Origin of the sequence: Mesorhizobium sp. BR1-1-3 (genome assembly GCF_020165455.1) — a bacterium.
Lineage (GTDB): Bacteria > Pseudomonadota > Alphaproteobacteria > Rhizobiales > Rhizobiaceae > Mesorhizobium > Mesorhizobium ciceri.
On the sequence record NZ_JAIUIC010000009.1, the window covers coordinates 174047 to 188384 of the forward strand.

The following is a 14338-nucleotide window of genomic DNA, read 5'->3' on the forward strand; positions in this document are numbered from 1 at the left end:
CTATGACTATCGGCAGAGGATAAATCATCGCCGCCCTCATGCGCCTCGTACCAGCCAGACGATGCCGACGCCGATCGCGATCGCCGCCAGCCCGGCAATCCGCAGCGCGTTCTCGGGCAGCGACAGCACTTCGGTGGCAAGCTTCCTGGCCAGGCCGGGAAAGCCGCCATAGACCAGACCCTCTATGACGAGGACGAGGCCCATGGCGGCAAGAAAATCCTGCACCGGCCGCTACTGGCCGGTGCTGGGCTGTGCCGCCGGCGCGGCGGGTGCCGTCGCCGGAGCGTTTGGCGCAGGCGAAGCCGGCTTTGCCGGTCCCTCGCTGCCGTCGGGATTGCGGAAGAAGCGGAAGAACTCCGAGTTCGGCGACAGCACCATCGTCGTTCCGGTGTTGTCCAGCGCCGTGCCATAGGCATTCATCGACCGGTAGAAGTCGAAGAAAGCCGGATCGCGCTGATAGGCTCCCGCGAAGGTGGCGCTGCGCTGGGCCTCGCCCTCGCCGCGCAGGATTTCCGACTCTTTTTGGGCTTCGGCGACGATCTCGACCACTTCGCGATCGGCGCGGGCGGTGATGCGCTGTGCCGCCTCATTGCCGCGCGCCCTCAGCCGGGCAGCTTCCGCCAGGCGTTCCGCCTTCATGCGGTCGAAGGTCTGCTGCGAGACTTCGGCCGTGAGATCGGTGCGGCGAATGCGGACATCCTCGATCTGCAGGCCGAGCGATGTGGCATCGGGCCTGAGCTGGTCGCGGACTTCGCGCATCATCACGCCGCGCTCTTCGGAGAGTGCTGCCTCGAAATCACGCAGACCATAGACACGGCGCAAGGCAGCGTCGAGACGCGTCCTGAGCCGGGCCTCGGCCAGTTCGATCTGACCGGACACCGCGGCGCGGAAGACCCGCGGATCCGAGATGCGATAGGCGATGAAGGCATCGACCTCATAGAACTTGCCGCCCGAGACCTGGACGCGAATGTTGTCGAGATCGAAGCGCAGCACCCGGTTCTCGATCAGCTGCACGGTGTCGGCGTCGAAGAACGAGAACGGCGCCTTGAAGTAGATGCCGGGTTCGCTCTTGACGTCGACGATCTCACCGAACCTGAGCACCAGCGCCTGCTGGCGCGCATTGACCACGAAGACCGACGAATAGAGCAGGAACAGGATAACCGCTGCTGCGACGACGATGATGGGAAGACGGTTGGCCATCACTGGTTACCTCCCGTAACGGGGGCGGCCGGTGCCGGCGCTTTCGGCTGCAATGCCGGCAGCGGCAGATAGGGAACGACCCCTTGCCCGTTGCCCTGCTCGACGATGACCTTGCTCGAATCCTTCAGAACCTTCTCCATGGTTTCCAGGTAGAGGCGCTTGCGCGTTACATCGGGCGCCTTGGCATATTCGTCATAGACCGAGATGAAGCGCTGCGCCTCACCCTCGGCTTCCTGCACGACCCGGTTCTTGTAGGCGGCCGCGTCTTCGCGGATCTGTGCGGCCTCGCCGCGCGCCTGCCCGAGCTTCTGATTGGAGTACTGGTTGGCCTGCTCGACGAACTTGTCCTCGTCCTGCTCGGCGCGCTGCACCTCGTCGAACGCATCGGCCACTTCGCGTGGCGGTGCCGCATCCTCGATCGAGACGGCGTTGACGTTGAGACCGGCCTTGTAGCCGTCCAGCGTCGTCTGGATGATCTCACGCACCGAGGCGGCAATGCCCTGGCGGTCGTCGCGGAAGATGTCCTGCGCCGGCCGGCGGCCGACGGCTTCACGCATGGCGCTTTCGGCAACCTGCCGCAGCATGCCGTCGGGATCGGACACATCGAACAGATACGCGCGCGGGTCGGAGACCTGATAGGCCACGGAGAACTGGACGTTGACGATGTTCTGGTCGCCGGTAAGCATCAGCCCGGACGTATTGCCACTTGTCGCGCCGCCGCCGCCGATATCGACGAGCTGCTCGGAAATCTTGGCCGTCTCGACGGTTTCGAGCGGCCACCAATGGAAATGCAGGCCAGGCTGCGACAGTTCGGTCTTCGGCTTGCCGAAGCGCAGTTCGACCGCGACCTCATCGGGCTGCACGGTGTAAACCGCCTTGAACGCCCACAGCACCACAAGTGCAGCCGCGATCAGCGCGAAGATAGCCGGGCTCGCGCCGCCGCCGCCCGGAAGAGCGCGCCGCAGCCGGTCCTGGCCGCGGCGGATGATGTCTTCTAGATCGGGAGGCGAGCCCTGCGGCCCGCTCGGTCCTTTTGGACCCTGCCCCCAGGGTCCCTGATTGTTGCCGCCGCCACCCCATGGGCCGCCGCCACCGCCGCTTTTGTCGTTCCAGGGCATGAATGTCCTTTCGCTTGGAATTCCCTCAAGCGCCGGCATTACGGCGCAAAATCCAGTATTGTTCTTCTATAGGCACGCCACGGGGCGCTTTCAACGCGATGCGCTTCCGACTTCGTCCGATTTGGTCCAGTCGCGACCCTTTGTCTTCCTTCAATGGCTCTTTTTTCGTTCAATGTCTCTCGCGACGCCGCTCGTAAACCGAATAGCGCGTCGGGTGGCTGTCCTTTTCCCCGGCTGGGACGTCCTGCGAGCTGACAATGCGCCAGGAATCGGGATCGATCGGCGGGAAATGCGCATCGCCGTCGACCGCTGCCAGCACATGGGTGACGTGCAGCCGGTCGGCCAGCAGCATGGCCTGGGCATAGATTTCGCCGCCGCCGATGACGCACACCTCGTCGACATCGGCCATGCCGCGCCCGCGCACCGTCGCCAGCTGGATCGCGGCTTCGAGCGAATGTGCCACCTCGACGCCCTCGGCGCGCCAGGTCTCGTCGCGGGTCACGACGATGTTCAACCTGCCCGGCAGCGGCCGACCGATGCCCTCATAGGTCTTGCGGCCCATGATGATAGGCTTGCCCATCGTATCGGCCTTGAAGCGCTTGAGGTCGGTGGAGAGCCGCCACGGGAGCCCGCCGTCCCGCCCGATCACGCCGTTCTCGGCAATGGCAACGTAGATTGCGACATGCATCAATTTTCGTCAGTCGGCTCGAGGATCAGGATGTCGATGTCGCGCTCGGGGTAGAAATCATCCGCCGTCATCTCGAAGGTCGTCGGTCCGGTCTTTTTGACATTGTCGCCGCAGAACGAGACCAGGGCTTTCGGATTGCCCTTGTCGATTGTGAGCTTGAACTTGCCGATCGTGCCGCTGGCCCAGTTGCCGCCGGTGGTCAGGATATAGGCGATGCGGCTCTCGAAATATTTGGGGTAGCCGTCAGGGTCGTCCTTGGCCGCCTTGCGCACCGCATTTTCGAATGTGCCGTCCATGCAATACCGGGTCTTGTAGGCCGCATACTGACCCTGGAATTTGCCGTCGTAGAAGAAGCTGACCGAAGACGTGCCGCCGACGCTCGGCCTGTAGTGGTGGGAAACATGGACGTCCTTGTTGGCCGGAAAGATCGAGCGCCACCAGTAGGTCGAACGCAATTGCCAGAACGGGGTGTAGACCTTGCTCGTCTCGGTGCCGTCGCTGCCGGTGTCCTCGATGATGATGCCGCGGTTGACCCAGTCATCGACAACCGCTTGCGGCAGCTTCGCCAGCGCCGCCTTCGCCGCATCGCCGAAAGGATAGAACGGCACGTTTTGCGCCTTCAGCTCAGCGCTGATGTCGATGCCGAGCGCCAACACCTTCTGCTCGAGCTGCGGCTTTGCGGCGACACCGTCGATCGTCACCTCGAAACCGAGGAAATTATCGCTCTGATTTTCAGGAATCGCCGGGATTTCTTCGGGATTGCCCGATATGTCGGGCATCGGGAAGGCGACGATGGCCTGGACATCCTGATCGGTGTTGTTGTGGAAGACATAGTCGACCGTGACCTTTTCCGGCGAGATGAAAAGGTCCTCGCTTTGCATCGCCACGGCATCGCTGCGCGACAGGATCAGGCCGCCGGTGCCAAGTTCGGCAACCGAATCATTGGCGAAAGCGGGTGCGGACGACAAGGCCAGCACGGCGGTCAGAACATATCGCAACATGGAAGCCCCCTCGGCTGGAATGCCTGCAGGACCCTAGCCGTTTCAATGTGGCGTTCAAAGCCCTTCCGTATCCGCGGACGCACCAAAGGGAGCTGGACTGCGGTCTGGACACGCGCCTGCGCGGTCTGGACACGCGCCTGCGCGGTCTGGACTAACGGGTTCCGATCGGGCAGGAGTTCGCCCATGCGCAAGCTTCTCGTCATCGGCATCGGCGCCGGCAATCCCGACCACATGACCGTTCAGGCCATATCAGGCCTGAACCAGGCGGATGTGCTGTTCATTCCCGACAAGGGCGCGAAAAAAAATGAATTGGCCGAACTGCGCCGTCAGATCTGCGACCGCTTCGTCACCAATCCGAAGTCGCGGCGCGTCGAATTCGACGTGCCGGTGCGCGACCTCCCGGTAGAAGATGGGCCGGCGCCCTCCTACCGCTCGACCGTCGATGACTGGCATCAAGCCATCGCCGCCATTTACGAAGGCCTGATCCGCGACGAGATTGCAGGCGACGGCTGCGGCGCCTTCCTGATCTGGGGCGACCCTTCGCTCTATGACAGCGCGTTGCGCATCCTTGAGCGCGTGCGCCTGCGAGGCGATGTGGCGTTCGAGCTTGAGGTCGTCCCCGGCATCACCGCCGTCCAGGCACTTGCCGCCAGCCACAAGATGGCGCTGAACCGCATCGGCGATTCCGTCCTCATTACCACCGGCCGCCGCCTGACCGAAGAAGGCATGCCGGACAATGCCGGCAGCGCGGTCGTCCTGCTGGACGGCAAATGCGCCTTCAACACGCTGGCCGACAAGGATGTCGTCATCCATTGGGGCGCCTATCTCGGAACGGAAGACGAGATCACTCTCTCCGGCAGAATCGGTGACATCGGCGCAACGATCGAAAAAGTTCGAGAGGAAGCCCGTCGGCGGAAGGGCTGGATCATGGACAGCTATTTGCTGCGCAAGCCCGAATAGGAAGGCAATAGGGGAGTAAGGCAATAGGGCAGTAGGTGAATGACGTTTTGTGTTGTTGGAAGACAGCACGCGAATGCCGCCCTACTGCCCTACTGCCCTACTGCCCTACTGCCCTACTGCCCTACTCCCTCATCCCGCATCAATCTCCGCCTGCAACGCCTCCATATGCGTCGCTGCCGCGGCCGTCGCCGCGCGCTCGATGGCGCGGAAGCGGCTGACCACTGCCAGGCCGACCGCCGTCAACTGTGCGCCGCCGCCCTTGCGGCCGCCGGTCTGTGCCGCCACCAGCGGCTTGCCGAATACCCGGTTCATGTCCTCGACCAGGTCCCAGGCGTGCTTATAGGACATCTCCATGCCGCGCGCGGCGGCCGAGATGGAGCCGAAGGCGGCGATCTGTTCCAGGAGTTCGATCTTGCCCGGCCCGACGCGCCCGTCGGGATCGAGATTTATCCGCAAGCTCAGCGACGGCATCTTTGCTCTCCGCGGTCACATCCCAACGTCATACTAGAAGCTCCCTGGCGAAACCGCTATTCCAAAAAGACATAGCGGGATCATCCATCCGTCTCGGCGGGCAGGCCGGCGCCGGTGTTCGCCCGATCGAAGCTCACCGTCTTGATCACCGCGAAAACCTTGCCGCCAAGATCAAGCTTCAGCGCCTGCCGCGACTGTTCGGTGATGCGGGCAAGCACGGTTGCGCCATTGCAGTCGATACCGACCTCGACCGCCGGTCCCTCGCCGGGGCTCATCGCGGTAATGGTTCCCGGCAGGATGTTGAGCGCGCTGAGACCCCTCGGCTTTTCGGTGGCGATCATCACATCGCGGGCGCGGATACGGATGCGCACCGGCGTACCTGTCTTCATCGCCAGCTGTGGCACCCGGAGCTCGCCCGCAGCCGAGCCGAGCACGGTCATGCCGAAACTCTCGTCGTGATGCAGCACCTTGGTGTCCAGCACGGCGCCGCCCTCGCCGCGCTCCTCCGCCGGCAACAGGTCGAGCCTTTGCATCACCGCCTCGGTCGGCCCGCTGGCAACGACATTGCCCTGCGCCAGCATCACCACGTCGCTGGCCAGCCGCGCCACTTCGGCGACCGAATGACTGACATAGACGATCGGGATTTTGATCTCGTCGCGCAGCCTTTCGACATAGGGCAGGATTTCGGCCTTGCGCGCCTCGTCGAGCGAGGCCAGCGGTTCGTCCATGAGCAGCAGTCTGGGGCTGGCAAGCAATGCCCGGCCGATCGCCACACGCTGTTTCTCGCCACCTGAGAGCTTTGCCGGCCGCCTGTTCATGAGCGGCCCGATGCCGAGCAGGTCGACGACGGCATCGATATCGGCGTAGCGCTCCGCCGGCGGCGTGAACCAGCGGCCGTAGCGAAGATTGCCGGCAACGCTCAAATGCGGAAACAGCCTTGCGTCCTGGAACACCATGCCGATGCGGCGCTTGTGCTTCGGCACGAAAATGCCGGCACCGGTATCGACCAGCACACGGCCGTCAACCTCGATGCGTCCCTTGTCGGGCCGGATCAGCCCGGCAATCATGCCGATCAGCGTCGTCTTGCCCGACCCAGACGCTCCGAACAGCGCCGTCAGCCGCCCGGCGCTTTCGAAGCGGGCGCCGATGGCGAAACCGCCCAGCCGATGGCTGATGTCGACGAGAACGCTCATTCGATGTCCAGCCGCCGGCCGACACGCCGCGCCAGCACCTCCGAAGCCACAAGTGCTGCCATGGAGATGACAATGGAAATCAGCGTCAGGCGGAGCGCCCCTTCATCGCCACCCGGCACCTGCGTGAAGGTGTAGATCGCCGACGGCAATGTCTGCGTCTCATTGGGAATGTTGGAAACGAAGGTGATGGTGGCGCCGAACTCGCCCATCGCCTTGGCGAAGGCCAGGATGGCGCCGGCGATCAGCCCGGGCAGGATCAACGGCAGCGTGATGGTGGCAAACACCCAGAGCGGATTGGCGCCGAGCGTTCCCGCCGCCGCTTCCATCCTACGGTCCACCGCCTCGATCGACAGCCGGATCGCCCGCACCATCAGGGGAAAGCCCATGACGCCGCAAGCCAGCGCCGCACCTGTCCAGCGGAAGGAGAAGACGATGCCGAAATGCTCGGCCAGGAAGGCACCGGCCGGACCGCGCCGGCCGAAGGTGAGCAGCAGCAGATAGCCGGTCACCACCGGCGGCAGGATCAGCGGCAGATGCACCAGCCCGTTGAGAACCGTCTTGCCCCAGAACTGTCCCCGGGCAAGCAGAAGCGCGATCAAGATGCCCGGCGGCAGGCTGGCGAGCATCGCCACCGTTGCCACCTTGATGGACAGCCGGACCGCATTCCATTCGTCGGGAGTGAGGTCCAGCAGCCAGTTCATAGTGCCCCTTGGAACTCAGTTGCTCGGCGCGAGCACGGTAAATCCCTGATCCTTGAACAGCGCGGCCGCCTTGGCCGACTGCAGGCATTTCAGGAAAGCCGGCGTATCCTTGTCCTTCGAATCGGCGGTCTGGGCAACCGGATAGATGATCGGCGGATGCGAATCCTCCGGGAAGGTGCCGATCACCTTGACCCCCTTTTCGGCATGCGCGTCGGTGGCATAGACAATGCCAAGGGCGGCTTCGCCCGTCGAAACCAGTTTCAGCGCCGCGCGCACGTTTTCGGCCTGCGCCACCTTGCCCTCGACCGAGGACCAGACGCCGAGCGATTCAAGCGCGGCCTTGCCGTATTTGCCGGCCGGCACCGCCTTGAAATCGCCCATGGCGAGCTTGCCGTCGCCGATCAGCTTGGCGAGGTCGAAACCCTTCTCGATCCTGGTGTCGACCGCCGAGTCCTTCGGCGCCACCAGCACGATCTGATTGCCGAGCAGCTTCACTTCGGTGTCCGGCTTGGTCAGCTTCTTGTCGGAGAGATATTTCATCCAGTCGAGATCGGCCGAGATGAAGACGTCGGCAGGCGCCCCGCCCTCGATCTGCTTGGCCAGCGCCGAGCTCGCGGCATAGGAGACAGTCGCCGCCTCGCCGACATCGGCCTCGCAGGCCTTGTTCACCGCGTCGAGCGCGTCCTTGAGGCTGGCTGCGGCAAACACCACCACCTTGTCTTCCGCATGCGCTGCCGGCACGACTGCCATCAGCGCCGCAGCCAAACCGCCAATGGCGATCGCCCTCGATCCAAAACCTTTGCGCGTCATGGAAAACTCTCCCTGGTTTGAAATCCGGCCGGCTCGAAGCCTGCTGACCGATATATCCGCATGAATATAACAAGGGAAGGCCCGGCGCCCCATGAAAGCGTCTGTGCGACACCAATTGTTCTGGTAAGACCGGGAAAAGAAACCTTGGAAAGGAAACTCCGGTGAAGATCAGCGCCCGCAACGTCCTCAAGGGAACGATCGCCGAGATCGTCAAGGGAGCCACCACCTCGCATGTCAGGATCGACATTGGCGGCGGCGCCATCGTCACCGCCTCGATCACCAACGAGGCCGTCGCCGATCTCAAGCTCGAAAAGGGCAAGCAGGCCTATGCCGTGGTCAAAGCCTCGGACGTGATGGTCGGCATCGACTGAAATTTGCGGCCTTAGACCGCGATCGGCGCCTTGATCGACGCGTCGGCGACGTAGTTTTCCAGCCGGAAATCCTCGAAACGGAAGGCGAAGAGGTCCTTCACCTCCGGATTGATCCACATCGTCGGCAGCGTCCTCGGCGTGCGCCGCAGCTGTTCGCGTGCTTGCTCGAAATGGTTCGAGTAGAGGTGCGCATCGCCAAGTGTGTGGACGAAATCGCCGGGTTTCAGCCCTGTCACCTGCGCCACCATCAAGGTCAGCAGGGCATAGGACGCGATGTTGAACGGCACGCCAAGGAAGATATCGGCGGAACGCTGGTAGAGTTGGCAGGAAAGCCGCCCTTCCGAAACATAGAACTGGAACAGGCAGTGGCAGGGCGGCAGCGCCATCGCTTCCACCTCGGCTGGGTTCCATGCCGAAACAATCAGCCGCCGCGATTGAGGATTTCTGCGTATTTCCTTGAGAAGATTCGCGATCTGGTCGATCGAGCCGCCATGGCCGTCCGGCCAGGAACGCCACTGCTTGCCGTAGACCGGGCCGAGATCGCCATTCTCGTCGGCCCATTCGTCCCAGATCGAGACGCCATGGTCGGTGAGATATTTGATGTTGGTGTCGCCGGCCAGGAACCACAGAAGCTCATGGATGATCGACTTGAGATGCAGCTTCTTGGTTGTGGTGACAGGAAAGCCGCGCGCCAGGTCGAAACGCATCTGGTAGCCGAAGACGGAGCGCGTTCCGGTGCCGGTGCGGTCGCCGCGGTCGGCGCCGTTGTCCAGCACGTGCTGCAGGAGGTCGAGATACTGGCGCATCGGTTCCGGCTCGATTCGGTTGTCCAGCCATCATAACTGACAGACGGGCGATCGAACACCACAAAGCAGCGCGCAAGCCATGCCCGAAGCCAGTCAGTCCCCAACAACATCACCGGCTGGCGCATGGACCGCGCCAGCCCGGCGAATTGAAGCGCGGCCGTCAGAGGGAGCCGAGCTTACCCAGGTCCTTGGCAACCAGGTAGTAGAAGGTAACCCGGTTCTTGGTATTGTCGGCGGCCATCGCCTTGCAGACCTTCTCGATCGAAGCGTCGGCCTTGCTGTCGTCCGATATGCCGAGCTTCTTGGCAACCCAGCCAGCCTTGACGCGCTCCAGTTCCTTCGGATCGGTGCAAGACACCAGCGAGGAATCGCGGTTCCGAAGCGCAATGCCAAGATGCTTCACGATTTTGTCGACCACGTCGGCACTCGCCGAGGCATCGTATTTCTTCACGTCTGCAAGATAGTCGGCCATCAAAATTCCCCTCGTCGGCGCCACGGATCCGATCGATGAGGGCTGTGGCGCTGCTGCAACTTGTGCGCTATGTCGATAACTCCTCACCGTGGCAAAGCTTCGGTTGAGACCGCGCTCAAGTCAACCCTTCGGACTTGCGGTTTTGACACGGGGACAAAGTGCCATTGCGGCCTTTCATTTCCTGCGATCGCCCCCTATATTCGGTTTGTCGGCTTGACCGACTATGGCGATAAATGGGCGATGAAATAAGCCGTTCGGACCCGGGGGCGGTACCCGGCGCCTCCACCAAAAGCCGCTGTTGACGACAGAGCGGTTTTTGCTGGGGGCGAAATAGGATCGACGAAGGTGTAAAGATCGTACTTTTGCCCGGCATGGTACCACCGTCATCGGGCTAAACCTGTAGTTGCAAATGACAACTATGCGGAAGCACGTCTCGCCGCGTAAGCGGTGCGATAGCTTCAAATCAAGCCCTAGAGGTTCGCACTTCTAGGCGGGGTTCGGAGGTACCTGGCAACAGAAACCTCCACTTCTCCCCTCCTCCGATATCCAGCATGCGCGACGGCAGTTCCGCCGCGAACGCGCCCTGCCGCGTGCTCCCTCGCCATGGACAAAACATGCAAAACGATTCCGATCGATTCTTCGTGCTGACCGGCGGTCCCGGATCCGGCAAGACCACCCTGATCGAAGCCCTGCGCCACGCAGGCTTTGCCGCCTCGGTGGAAGCCGGCCGCGGCATTATCCGCGACCAGTCCGCCATTGGCGGACCCGCTTTGCCTTGGCACGATCGCGCCCTGTACGCCGAGTTGATGCTGTCATGGGAGATGCGCTCGTATCAAATTGCGCAAGAACAGACCGGGCGTCCTGTTTTTTTCGATCGCGGCGTTCCGGACACGCTCGGCTATCTCAGCCTGAGCGGCCTGCCGATACCCGAACACGCCCACGCTGCCGCAGAGCGCTTCCGCTATCATCGGCGCGTCTTCGTCGCCCCGCTTTGGCCGGAGATCTTCGCGCAGGACAAAGAGCGCAAGCAGACGCTCGACGAGGCCGAGCGCACCCACCATGCGCTGGTCGGCGTCTACACGGAACTGGGCTATGAGATGGTTCCGTTGCCGCTGGCCCCCGTCGAGGCGCGGCTGCGCTTCGTGCTGGCGCAAACCGGGCTGTAGCCTTGAAGTCGGACGCAATCGAGCGGGATGCACGATTCAATTCGAATGCATCCCGCTCTGGGGTCTATACCAGTCCCTGGCCGATCTCATCGGTTGCACTGGCGAAGGTCTCGCCGGGCAAGAGCATCTCATTATGGGCTCTGCCCGTCCGGATCATCGGAAGGCAATTGGCGAGTTCGGCAACACGGCAGTCGAAGAGCACCGGCCGGTTTACATCGATCATTTCCTGAATCGCGTCATCGAGGTCGGCCGGCTTCTCACAACGTATGCCGACCGCACCGAACGCTTCAGCCAGTTTGACGAAATCGGGCAAAGTTTCGGAATAGGAATGCGCAAGCCGGTTTCCGTGAAGCATTTGCTGCCACTGGCGAACCATGCCCATGTAAGAGTTGTTCAAGATGAATATCTTGATAGGCGCATTGTACTGAACCGCCGCCGACATCTCTTTCATCGTCATCTGGACAGATGCGTCGCCGGCAATATCGATGACGAGGCTTTCCGGGTGCGCGATCTGCACGCCCAATGCCGCCGGCAAGCCATAGCCCATCGTACCAAGGCCGCCCGACGTCATCCAGCGACGCGGCTTTTCGAAACCGTAGAACTGGGCCGCCCACATCTGATGCTGGCCAACTTCGGTCGTAATGTAGGTGTCGCGATCCTTCGTCAGCGCGTAGAGACGCTCGACCGCATATTGCGGCATGATCACCTCGTTGCTCATCTCGTAAGAGAAGGAGTTGCGCCCGCGCCAGCGCGCGATCTTTTTCCACCATTCGTCGAGGCGCCTTCTGTCAGGGTTTTGCGGCAGCGCACGCCATGAGCGAACCAGGCTGTCCACCACCTTGCCGGCATCGCCGTGGATGCCGACGTCGGCACGGACGGTCTTGTTGATCGAGGAGGGATCGATATCGACATGGATCTTCCTTGAGCTCGGTGAAAAAGCCTCCACGCGCGAAGTCACGCGATCGTCAAAGCGGGCGCCGATGCAGAGCATAACGTCGCACTCATGCATGGCCATGTTCGCCTCGTACGATCCGTGCAGGCCGACCATTTTCAGCCAGTTCTTGCCGGATGCCGGATATGCGCCAAGCCCCATGAGGGTCGAAGTGATCGGGAAATCAGTCAGTTCGACAAGCTCCCGCAGCAGTCTCGATGCCTCCATGCCGGAATTGACGATGCCACCGCCGGTATAAATGACTGGACGACGGGCATTGGCCATCAACTCTATCGCCTTGCCGATCTCGTTGATGTCGCTCTCCACCGTCGGCCGACAGCTCTTCAGTGCAGCAGCATCCGAGGGCGGCGTGTACACGCCGGTGGCAAACAGGACGTCCTTTGGCATGTCGACGAGGACAGGTCCCGGTCGTCCGGACTTGGCGATGTGAAAAGCCCTGTGGATCGTTGACGCCAGTTCGTTGACGTCCTTGACCAACGAATTGTGCTTGGTGCAGGGCCGCGTAATGCCGACCGTGTCGCATTCCTGAAAGGCATCGGAGCCGATCAGCGTTGTCGGCACCTGTCCTGTCAGGCAGACGATCGGCACCGAATCCATAAGCGCATCCTGCAGTGGCGTTACCGCATTTGTCGTGCCTGGACCGGATGTGACGAGCATGACACCGACCTTGCCCGTAGACCGTGCATAGCCTTCGGCGGCATGGCCCGCACCTTGCTCATGGCGCACGAGGATATGCTTGATGCCATCCTGTTGGAATATCTCGTCGTAGATCGGCAGCAAGGCGGCGCCAGGATAGCCGAAGACATGCTCTACGCCATTGTCTCTGAGTGCATGGAGAACGATCTCCGCGCCTGTCATGCGCTTGCTCGCGGTTTGAATAGGGTTCTCGCCCGTCATGGTTCTGATCCGTGGTGTATTGCGTGATGAGGATGATTGACGGGGCATCGCCCGGATTTCGGGCATAAAAAAAGGCCCCGTCAGGAGCCTGTTTACCGCGCATGGGTGGCTATCGCCGGATGGTTACACCATCCTGCCCATGCGCTTTCCTACCACCACGAGAGCCGTTGCGATCATCATGACCATCGCTGCTACAGCCGAAACCGGGCGTCGTCAACGCCTTTCGGACGGAACTGTCCGCGCCCAATGGCAAAGAGGCCGGCATGAGCCGGCCCCTTCGTTCTCATCGAAAGTCTACTACTCGGCCGGCGCCTCGACGGCCTCGCGAGAGCGGCCGAGCGTGACCTTGGCCAGCGTGAAGGAAATCACCGCGCAGAGCGTGATGCCGGCCACCATCGGCAGCGGCGTACCGTCGAAGAACACGCCGGCAACACCCATGGCCAGTGCGCCGATGGCGAAATGCAGCGTGCCCATCAGCGCTGACGCCGTGCCGGCAATCTGGCCATGCTCTTCCATGGCCAGCACCGACGTGGTCGGAATGACCAGACCAAGGAAGCCGTAGCCGACGAACAGCAGCGCCGCCATCACGTCGAGCCGGTCGATGCCCGTCGCCATCACCGCGAACAGCACCACCATCGTCGTGGCATAGCCGGTCACCGCAACGCGCACCACGCGCCTCAGGCCGAAGCGCTCGGCCAGCAGCCCCGTCATCTGCGACATGCCGATGAAGGCGACCGCGTTGATCGAGAAGAACACGCTGTAGACCGAAGGCGACAGGCCGTAATGGTCGATCAGGATGAACGACGAGCTCGACAGATAGACGAAGAAGCTGGCAATGCCGAAGCCGGCAATCGCCGTCAGGCCGAGGAAGTTACGGTCGCCCATCAGGAAGCGGTAGGCCGACAGCGCGGTGCCGAAGGAGGACCCGGCGCGATCTTCCACCGGCCGCGTCTCCTTGAGCGAGGTCGCCAGAAGGATGGTGGCCAGCAGAGCCGCGCCCGTCACCGTCCAGAACACGGCACGCCAGCCGAAATTCTCGATGATCACGCTGCCGGTCAGCGGCGCCAGGATCGGCGACACCGAAAATACCAGCATCAGCAAGGACATCAGCTTGGCAGCCTCATTGCCGGTATGCAGGTCGCGCACGATGGCGCGCGGAACGGCCATGCCGGCGCTGGCGCCAAGCCCCTGCAGGAAGCGGAAAGCGATCAGCCATTCGATGGTCGGCGCCATTGCCGAACCGATGCCGCCGACCATGAACAGCGCAAGGCCGCCGTAGAGCGGCAGCTTGCGGCCGACCATGTCGGAGATCGGCCCGACGACGATCTGGCCAAAGCCCATCGACAGGAAGAAGATCAACAGGCTCATCTGCACGGCAGCGGTGCCGGCATGCAGATCGGCGCCGATCGACGGCAGCGCGGGCAGATACATGTCGATGGCGAACGGGCCGATGGCGGACAACAAGCCGAGCACGACCGCGATGCGGAGGAATTTGGGACTCATGATAGAGGCTTCTTTCAAATCTGGTTGCC

The 14338-nt window shown here is 62.5% G+C and carries 16 protein-coding genes and 1 other RNA gene; 4 read left to right on the plus strand and 13 right to left on the minus strand.

All coding sequences use genetic code 11. The features are described from left to right. Nucleotides 1-36: 36 nt before the first annotated feature. From LB559_RS20880 to LB559_RS20900, 5 genes are all read right to left on the minus strand, one after another. A complete protein-coding gene (locus LB559_RS20880) occupies nucleotides 37-225 on the minus strand; it encodes a DUF2065 domain-containing protein (RefSeq protein WP_013531032.1) in 189 nt (62 codons plus the stop codon). Nucleotides 226-231: 6 nt separating this feature from the next. Then, the gene (gene hflC, locus LB559_RS20885) at nucleotides 232-1200 is read right to left on the minus strand and encodes a protease modulator HflC (protein ID WP_013531031.1); all 969 of its coding nucleotides are present in this window, start codon (nucleotides 1198-1200) and stop codon (nucleotides 232-234) included. Continuing rightward, nucleotides 1200-2318 carry an FtsH protease activity modulator HflK gene (gene hflK, locus LB559_RS20890; RefSeq protein ID WP_013531030.1) on the minus strand — a complete coding sequence of 373 codons (1119 nt, stop codon included), beginning with the start codon at nucleotides 2316-2318 and terminating at the stop codon, nucleotides 1200-1202. The genes hflC and hflK overlap by 1 nt, the downstream gene beginning before the upstream one ends. 169 nt (nucleotides 2319-2487) lie before the next feature. Further along, entirely contained in the window at nucleotides 2488-3006 is a 519-nt protein-coding gene (locus tag LB559_RS20895) for a dihydrofolate reductase (protein ID WP_013531029.1), read from the minus strand. Beyond that, nucleotides 3006-4007: a DUF4424 domain-containing protein gene (locus LB559_RS20900; RefSeq protein ID WP_224674881.1), complete on the minus strand. Its 1002-nt coding sequence runs from the start codon at nucleotides 4005-4007 to the stop codon at nucleotides 3006-3008. The genes LB559_RS20895 and LB559_RS20900 overlap by 1 nt, the downstream gene beginning before the upstream one ends. A gap of 183 nt (nucleotides 4008-4190) precedes the next feature. On the opposite strand from LB559_RS20900, the gene cobF reads away from it, so the two are divergent. Beyond that, nucleotides 4191-4967: a precorrin-6A synthase (deacetylating) gene (gene cobF / locus LB559_RS20905; RefSeq protein WP_224674882.1), complete on the plus strand. Its 777-nt coding sequence runs from the start codon at nucleotides 4191-4193 to the stop codon at nucleotides 4965-4967. 129 nt (nucleotides 4968-5096) lie between these two features. Here the strand turns inward: cobF and LB559_RS20910 are convergent, their stop codons facing one another. The 4 genes from LB559_RS20910 to modA form a co-directional block, all read right to left on the minus strand. Further along, nucleotides 5097-5438 carry a winged helix-turn-helix domain-containing protein gene (locus tag LB559_RS20910; protein WP_224674883.1) on the minus strand — a complete coding sequence of 114 codons (342 nt, stop codon included), beginning with the start codon at nucleotides 5436-5438 and terminating at the stop codon, nucleotides 5097-5099. A gap of 80 nt (nucleotides 5439-5518) precedes the next feature. Beyond that, nucleotides 5519-6631 carry a molybdenum ABC transporter ATP-binding protein gene (modC, locus tag LB559_RS20915; RefSeq protein ID WP_224674884.1) on the minus strand — a complete coding sequence of 371 codons (1113 nt, stop codon included), beginning with the start codon at nucleotides 6629-6631 and terminating at the stop codon, nucleotides 5519-5521. Continuing rightward, nucleotides 6628-7332, minus strand: a complete 705-nt coding sequence (modB, locus tag LB559_RS20920) for a molybdate ABC transporter permease subunit (protein ID WP_063168280.1) — start codon at nucleotides 7330-7332, stop codon at nucleotides 6628-6630. The genes modC and modB overlap by 4 nt, the downstream gene beginning before the upstream one ends. Nucleotides 7333-7347: 15 nt before the next feature. Beyond that, nucleotides 7348-8142 (minus strand): molybdate ABC transporter substrate-binding protein, encoded by a 795-nt coding sequence (gene modA, locus LB559_RS20925; protein ID WP_064993786.1) that lies wholly within the window; start codon nucleotides 8140-8142, stop codon nucleotides 7348-7350. A gap of 161 nt (nucleotides 8143-8303) precedes the next feature. Between modA and LB559_RS20930 the strand changes: the two genes are divergently transcribed. After that, nucleotides 8304-8513, plus strand: coding sequence for a molybdopterin-binding protein (locus LB559_RS20930; RefSeq protein WP_024501417.1), 210 nt, complete (start codon nucleotides 8304-8306; stop codon nucleotides 8511-8513). An 11-nt stretch (nucleotides 8514-8524) separates the two neighbouring features. On the opposite strand, the gene LB559_RS20935 is transcribed toward LB559_RS20930, so the two are convergent. Both LB559_RS20935 and LB559_RS20940 read right to left on the minus strand, forming a co-directional pair. Further along, nucleotides 8525-9319 carry a thymidylate synthase gene (locus LB559_RS20935; protein WP_024501420.1) on the minus strand — a complete coding sequence of 265 codons (795 nt, stop codon included), beginning with the start codon at nucleotides 9317-9319 and terminating at the stop codon, nucleotides 8525-8527. A 160-nt stretch (nucleotides 9320-9479) separates the two neighbouring features. Beyond that, nucleotides 9480-9791, minus strand: coding sequence for a DUF2853 family protein (locus LB559_RS20940; RefSeq protein WP_013531020.1), 312 nt, complete (start codon nucleotides 9789-9791; stop codon nucleotides 9480-9482). 168 nt (nucleotides 9792-9959) lie between these two features. Between LB559_RS20940 and ssrA the strand changes: the two genes are divergently transcribed. Together ssrA and LB559_RS20950 are read left to right on the plus strand one after the other, a co-directional pair. Continuing rightward, nucleotides 9960-10319, plus strand: a transfer-messenger RNA (tmRNA) gene (gene ssrA / locus LB559_RS20945). Nucleotides 10320-10405: 86 nt separating this feature from the next. Beyond that, entirely contained in the window at nucleotides 10406-10957 is a 552-nt protein-coding gene (locus LB559_RS20950) for an AAA family ATPase (RefSeq protein ID WP_224674916.1), read from the plus strand. Nucleotides 10958-11021: 64 nt separating this feature from the next. On the opposite strand, the gene LB559_RS20955 is transcribed toward LB559_RS20950, so the two are convergent. After that, the gene (locus LB559_RS20955; RefSeq protein ID WP_224674885.1) at nucleotides 11022-12806 is read right to left on the minus strand and encodes an acetolactate synthase 3 large subunit; all 1785 of its coding nucleotides are present in this window, start codon (nucleotides 12804-12806) and stop codon (nucleotides 11022-11024) included. 297 nt (nucleotides 12807-13103) lie between these two features. Beyond that, the gene (locus tag LB559_RS20960; protein WP_063168284.1) at nucleotides 13104-14309 is read right to left on the minus strand and encodes a multidrug effflux MFS transporter; all 1206 of its coding nucleotides are present in this window, start codon (nucleotides 14307-14309) and stop codon (nucleotides 13104-13106) included. Nucleotides 14310-14338 lie beyond the last annotated feature (29 nt).

Bases quoted from the DNA above. Each gene is read 5' to 3' on its own strand.
- hflC (WP_013531031.1), bottom strand. From the start codon at position 1,200: ATGGCCAACCGTCTTCCCATCATCGTCGTCGCAGCAGCGGTTATCCTG.
- hflK (WP_013531030.1), bottom strand. From the start codon at position 2,318: ATGCCCTGGAACGACAAAAGCGGCGGTGGCGGCGGCCCATGGGGTGGC.
- LB559_RS20895 (WP_013531029.1), bottom strand. From the start codon at position 3,006: ATGCATGTCGCAATCTACGTTGCCATTGCCGAGAACGGCGTGATCGGG.
- LB559_RS20900 (WP_224674881.1), bottom strand. From the start codon at position 4,007: ATGTTGCGATATGTTCTGACCGCCGTGCTGGCCTTGTCGTCCGCACCC.
- cobF (WP_224674882.1), top strand. From the start codon at position 4,191: ATGCGCAAGCTTCTCGTCATCGGCATCGGCGCCGGCAATCCCGACCAC.
- LB559_RS20910 (WP_224674883.1), bottom strand. From the start codon at position 5,438: ATGCCGTCGCTGAGCTTGCGGATAAATCTCGATCCCGACGGGCGCGTC.
- modC (WP_224674884.1), bottom strand. From the start codon at position 6,631: ATGAGCGTTCTCGTCGACATCAGCCATCGGCTGGGCGGTTTCGCCATC.
- modB (WP_063168280.1), bottom strand. From the start codon at position 7,332: ATGAACTGGCTGCTGGACCTCACTCCCGACGAATGGAATGCGGTCCGG.
- modA (WP_064993786.1), bottom strand. From the start codon at position 8,142: ATGACGCGCAAAGGTTTTGGATCGAGGGCGATCGCCATTGGCGGTTTG.
- LB559_RS20935 (WP_024501420.1), bottom strand. From the start codon at position 9,319: ATGCGCCAGTATCTCGACCTCCTGCAGCACGTGCTGGACAACGGCGCC.
- LB559_RS20940 (WP_013531020.1), bottom strand. From the start codon at position 9,791: ATGGCCGACTATCTTGCAGACGTGAAGAAATACGATGCCTCGGCGAGT.
- LB559_RS20950 (WP_224674916.1), top strand. From the start codon at position 10,406: ATGCAAAACGATTCCGATCGATTCTTCGTGCTGACCGGCGGTCCCGGA.
- LB559_RS20955 (WP_224674885.1), bottom strand. From the start codon at position 12,806: ATGACGGGCGAGAACCCTATTCAAACCGCGAGCAAGCGCATGACAGGC.
- LB559_RS20960 (WP_063168284.1), bottom strand. From the start codon at position 14,309: ATGAGTCCCAAATTCCTCCGCATCGCGGTCGTGCTCGGCTTGTTGTCC.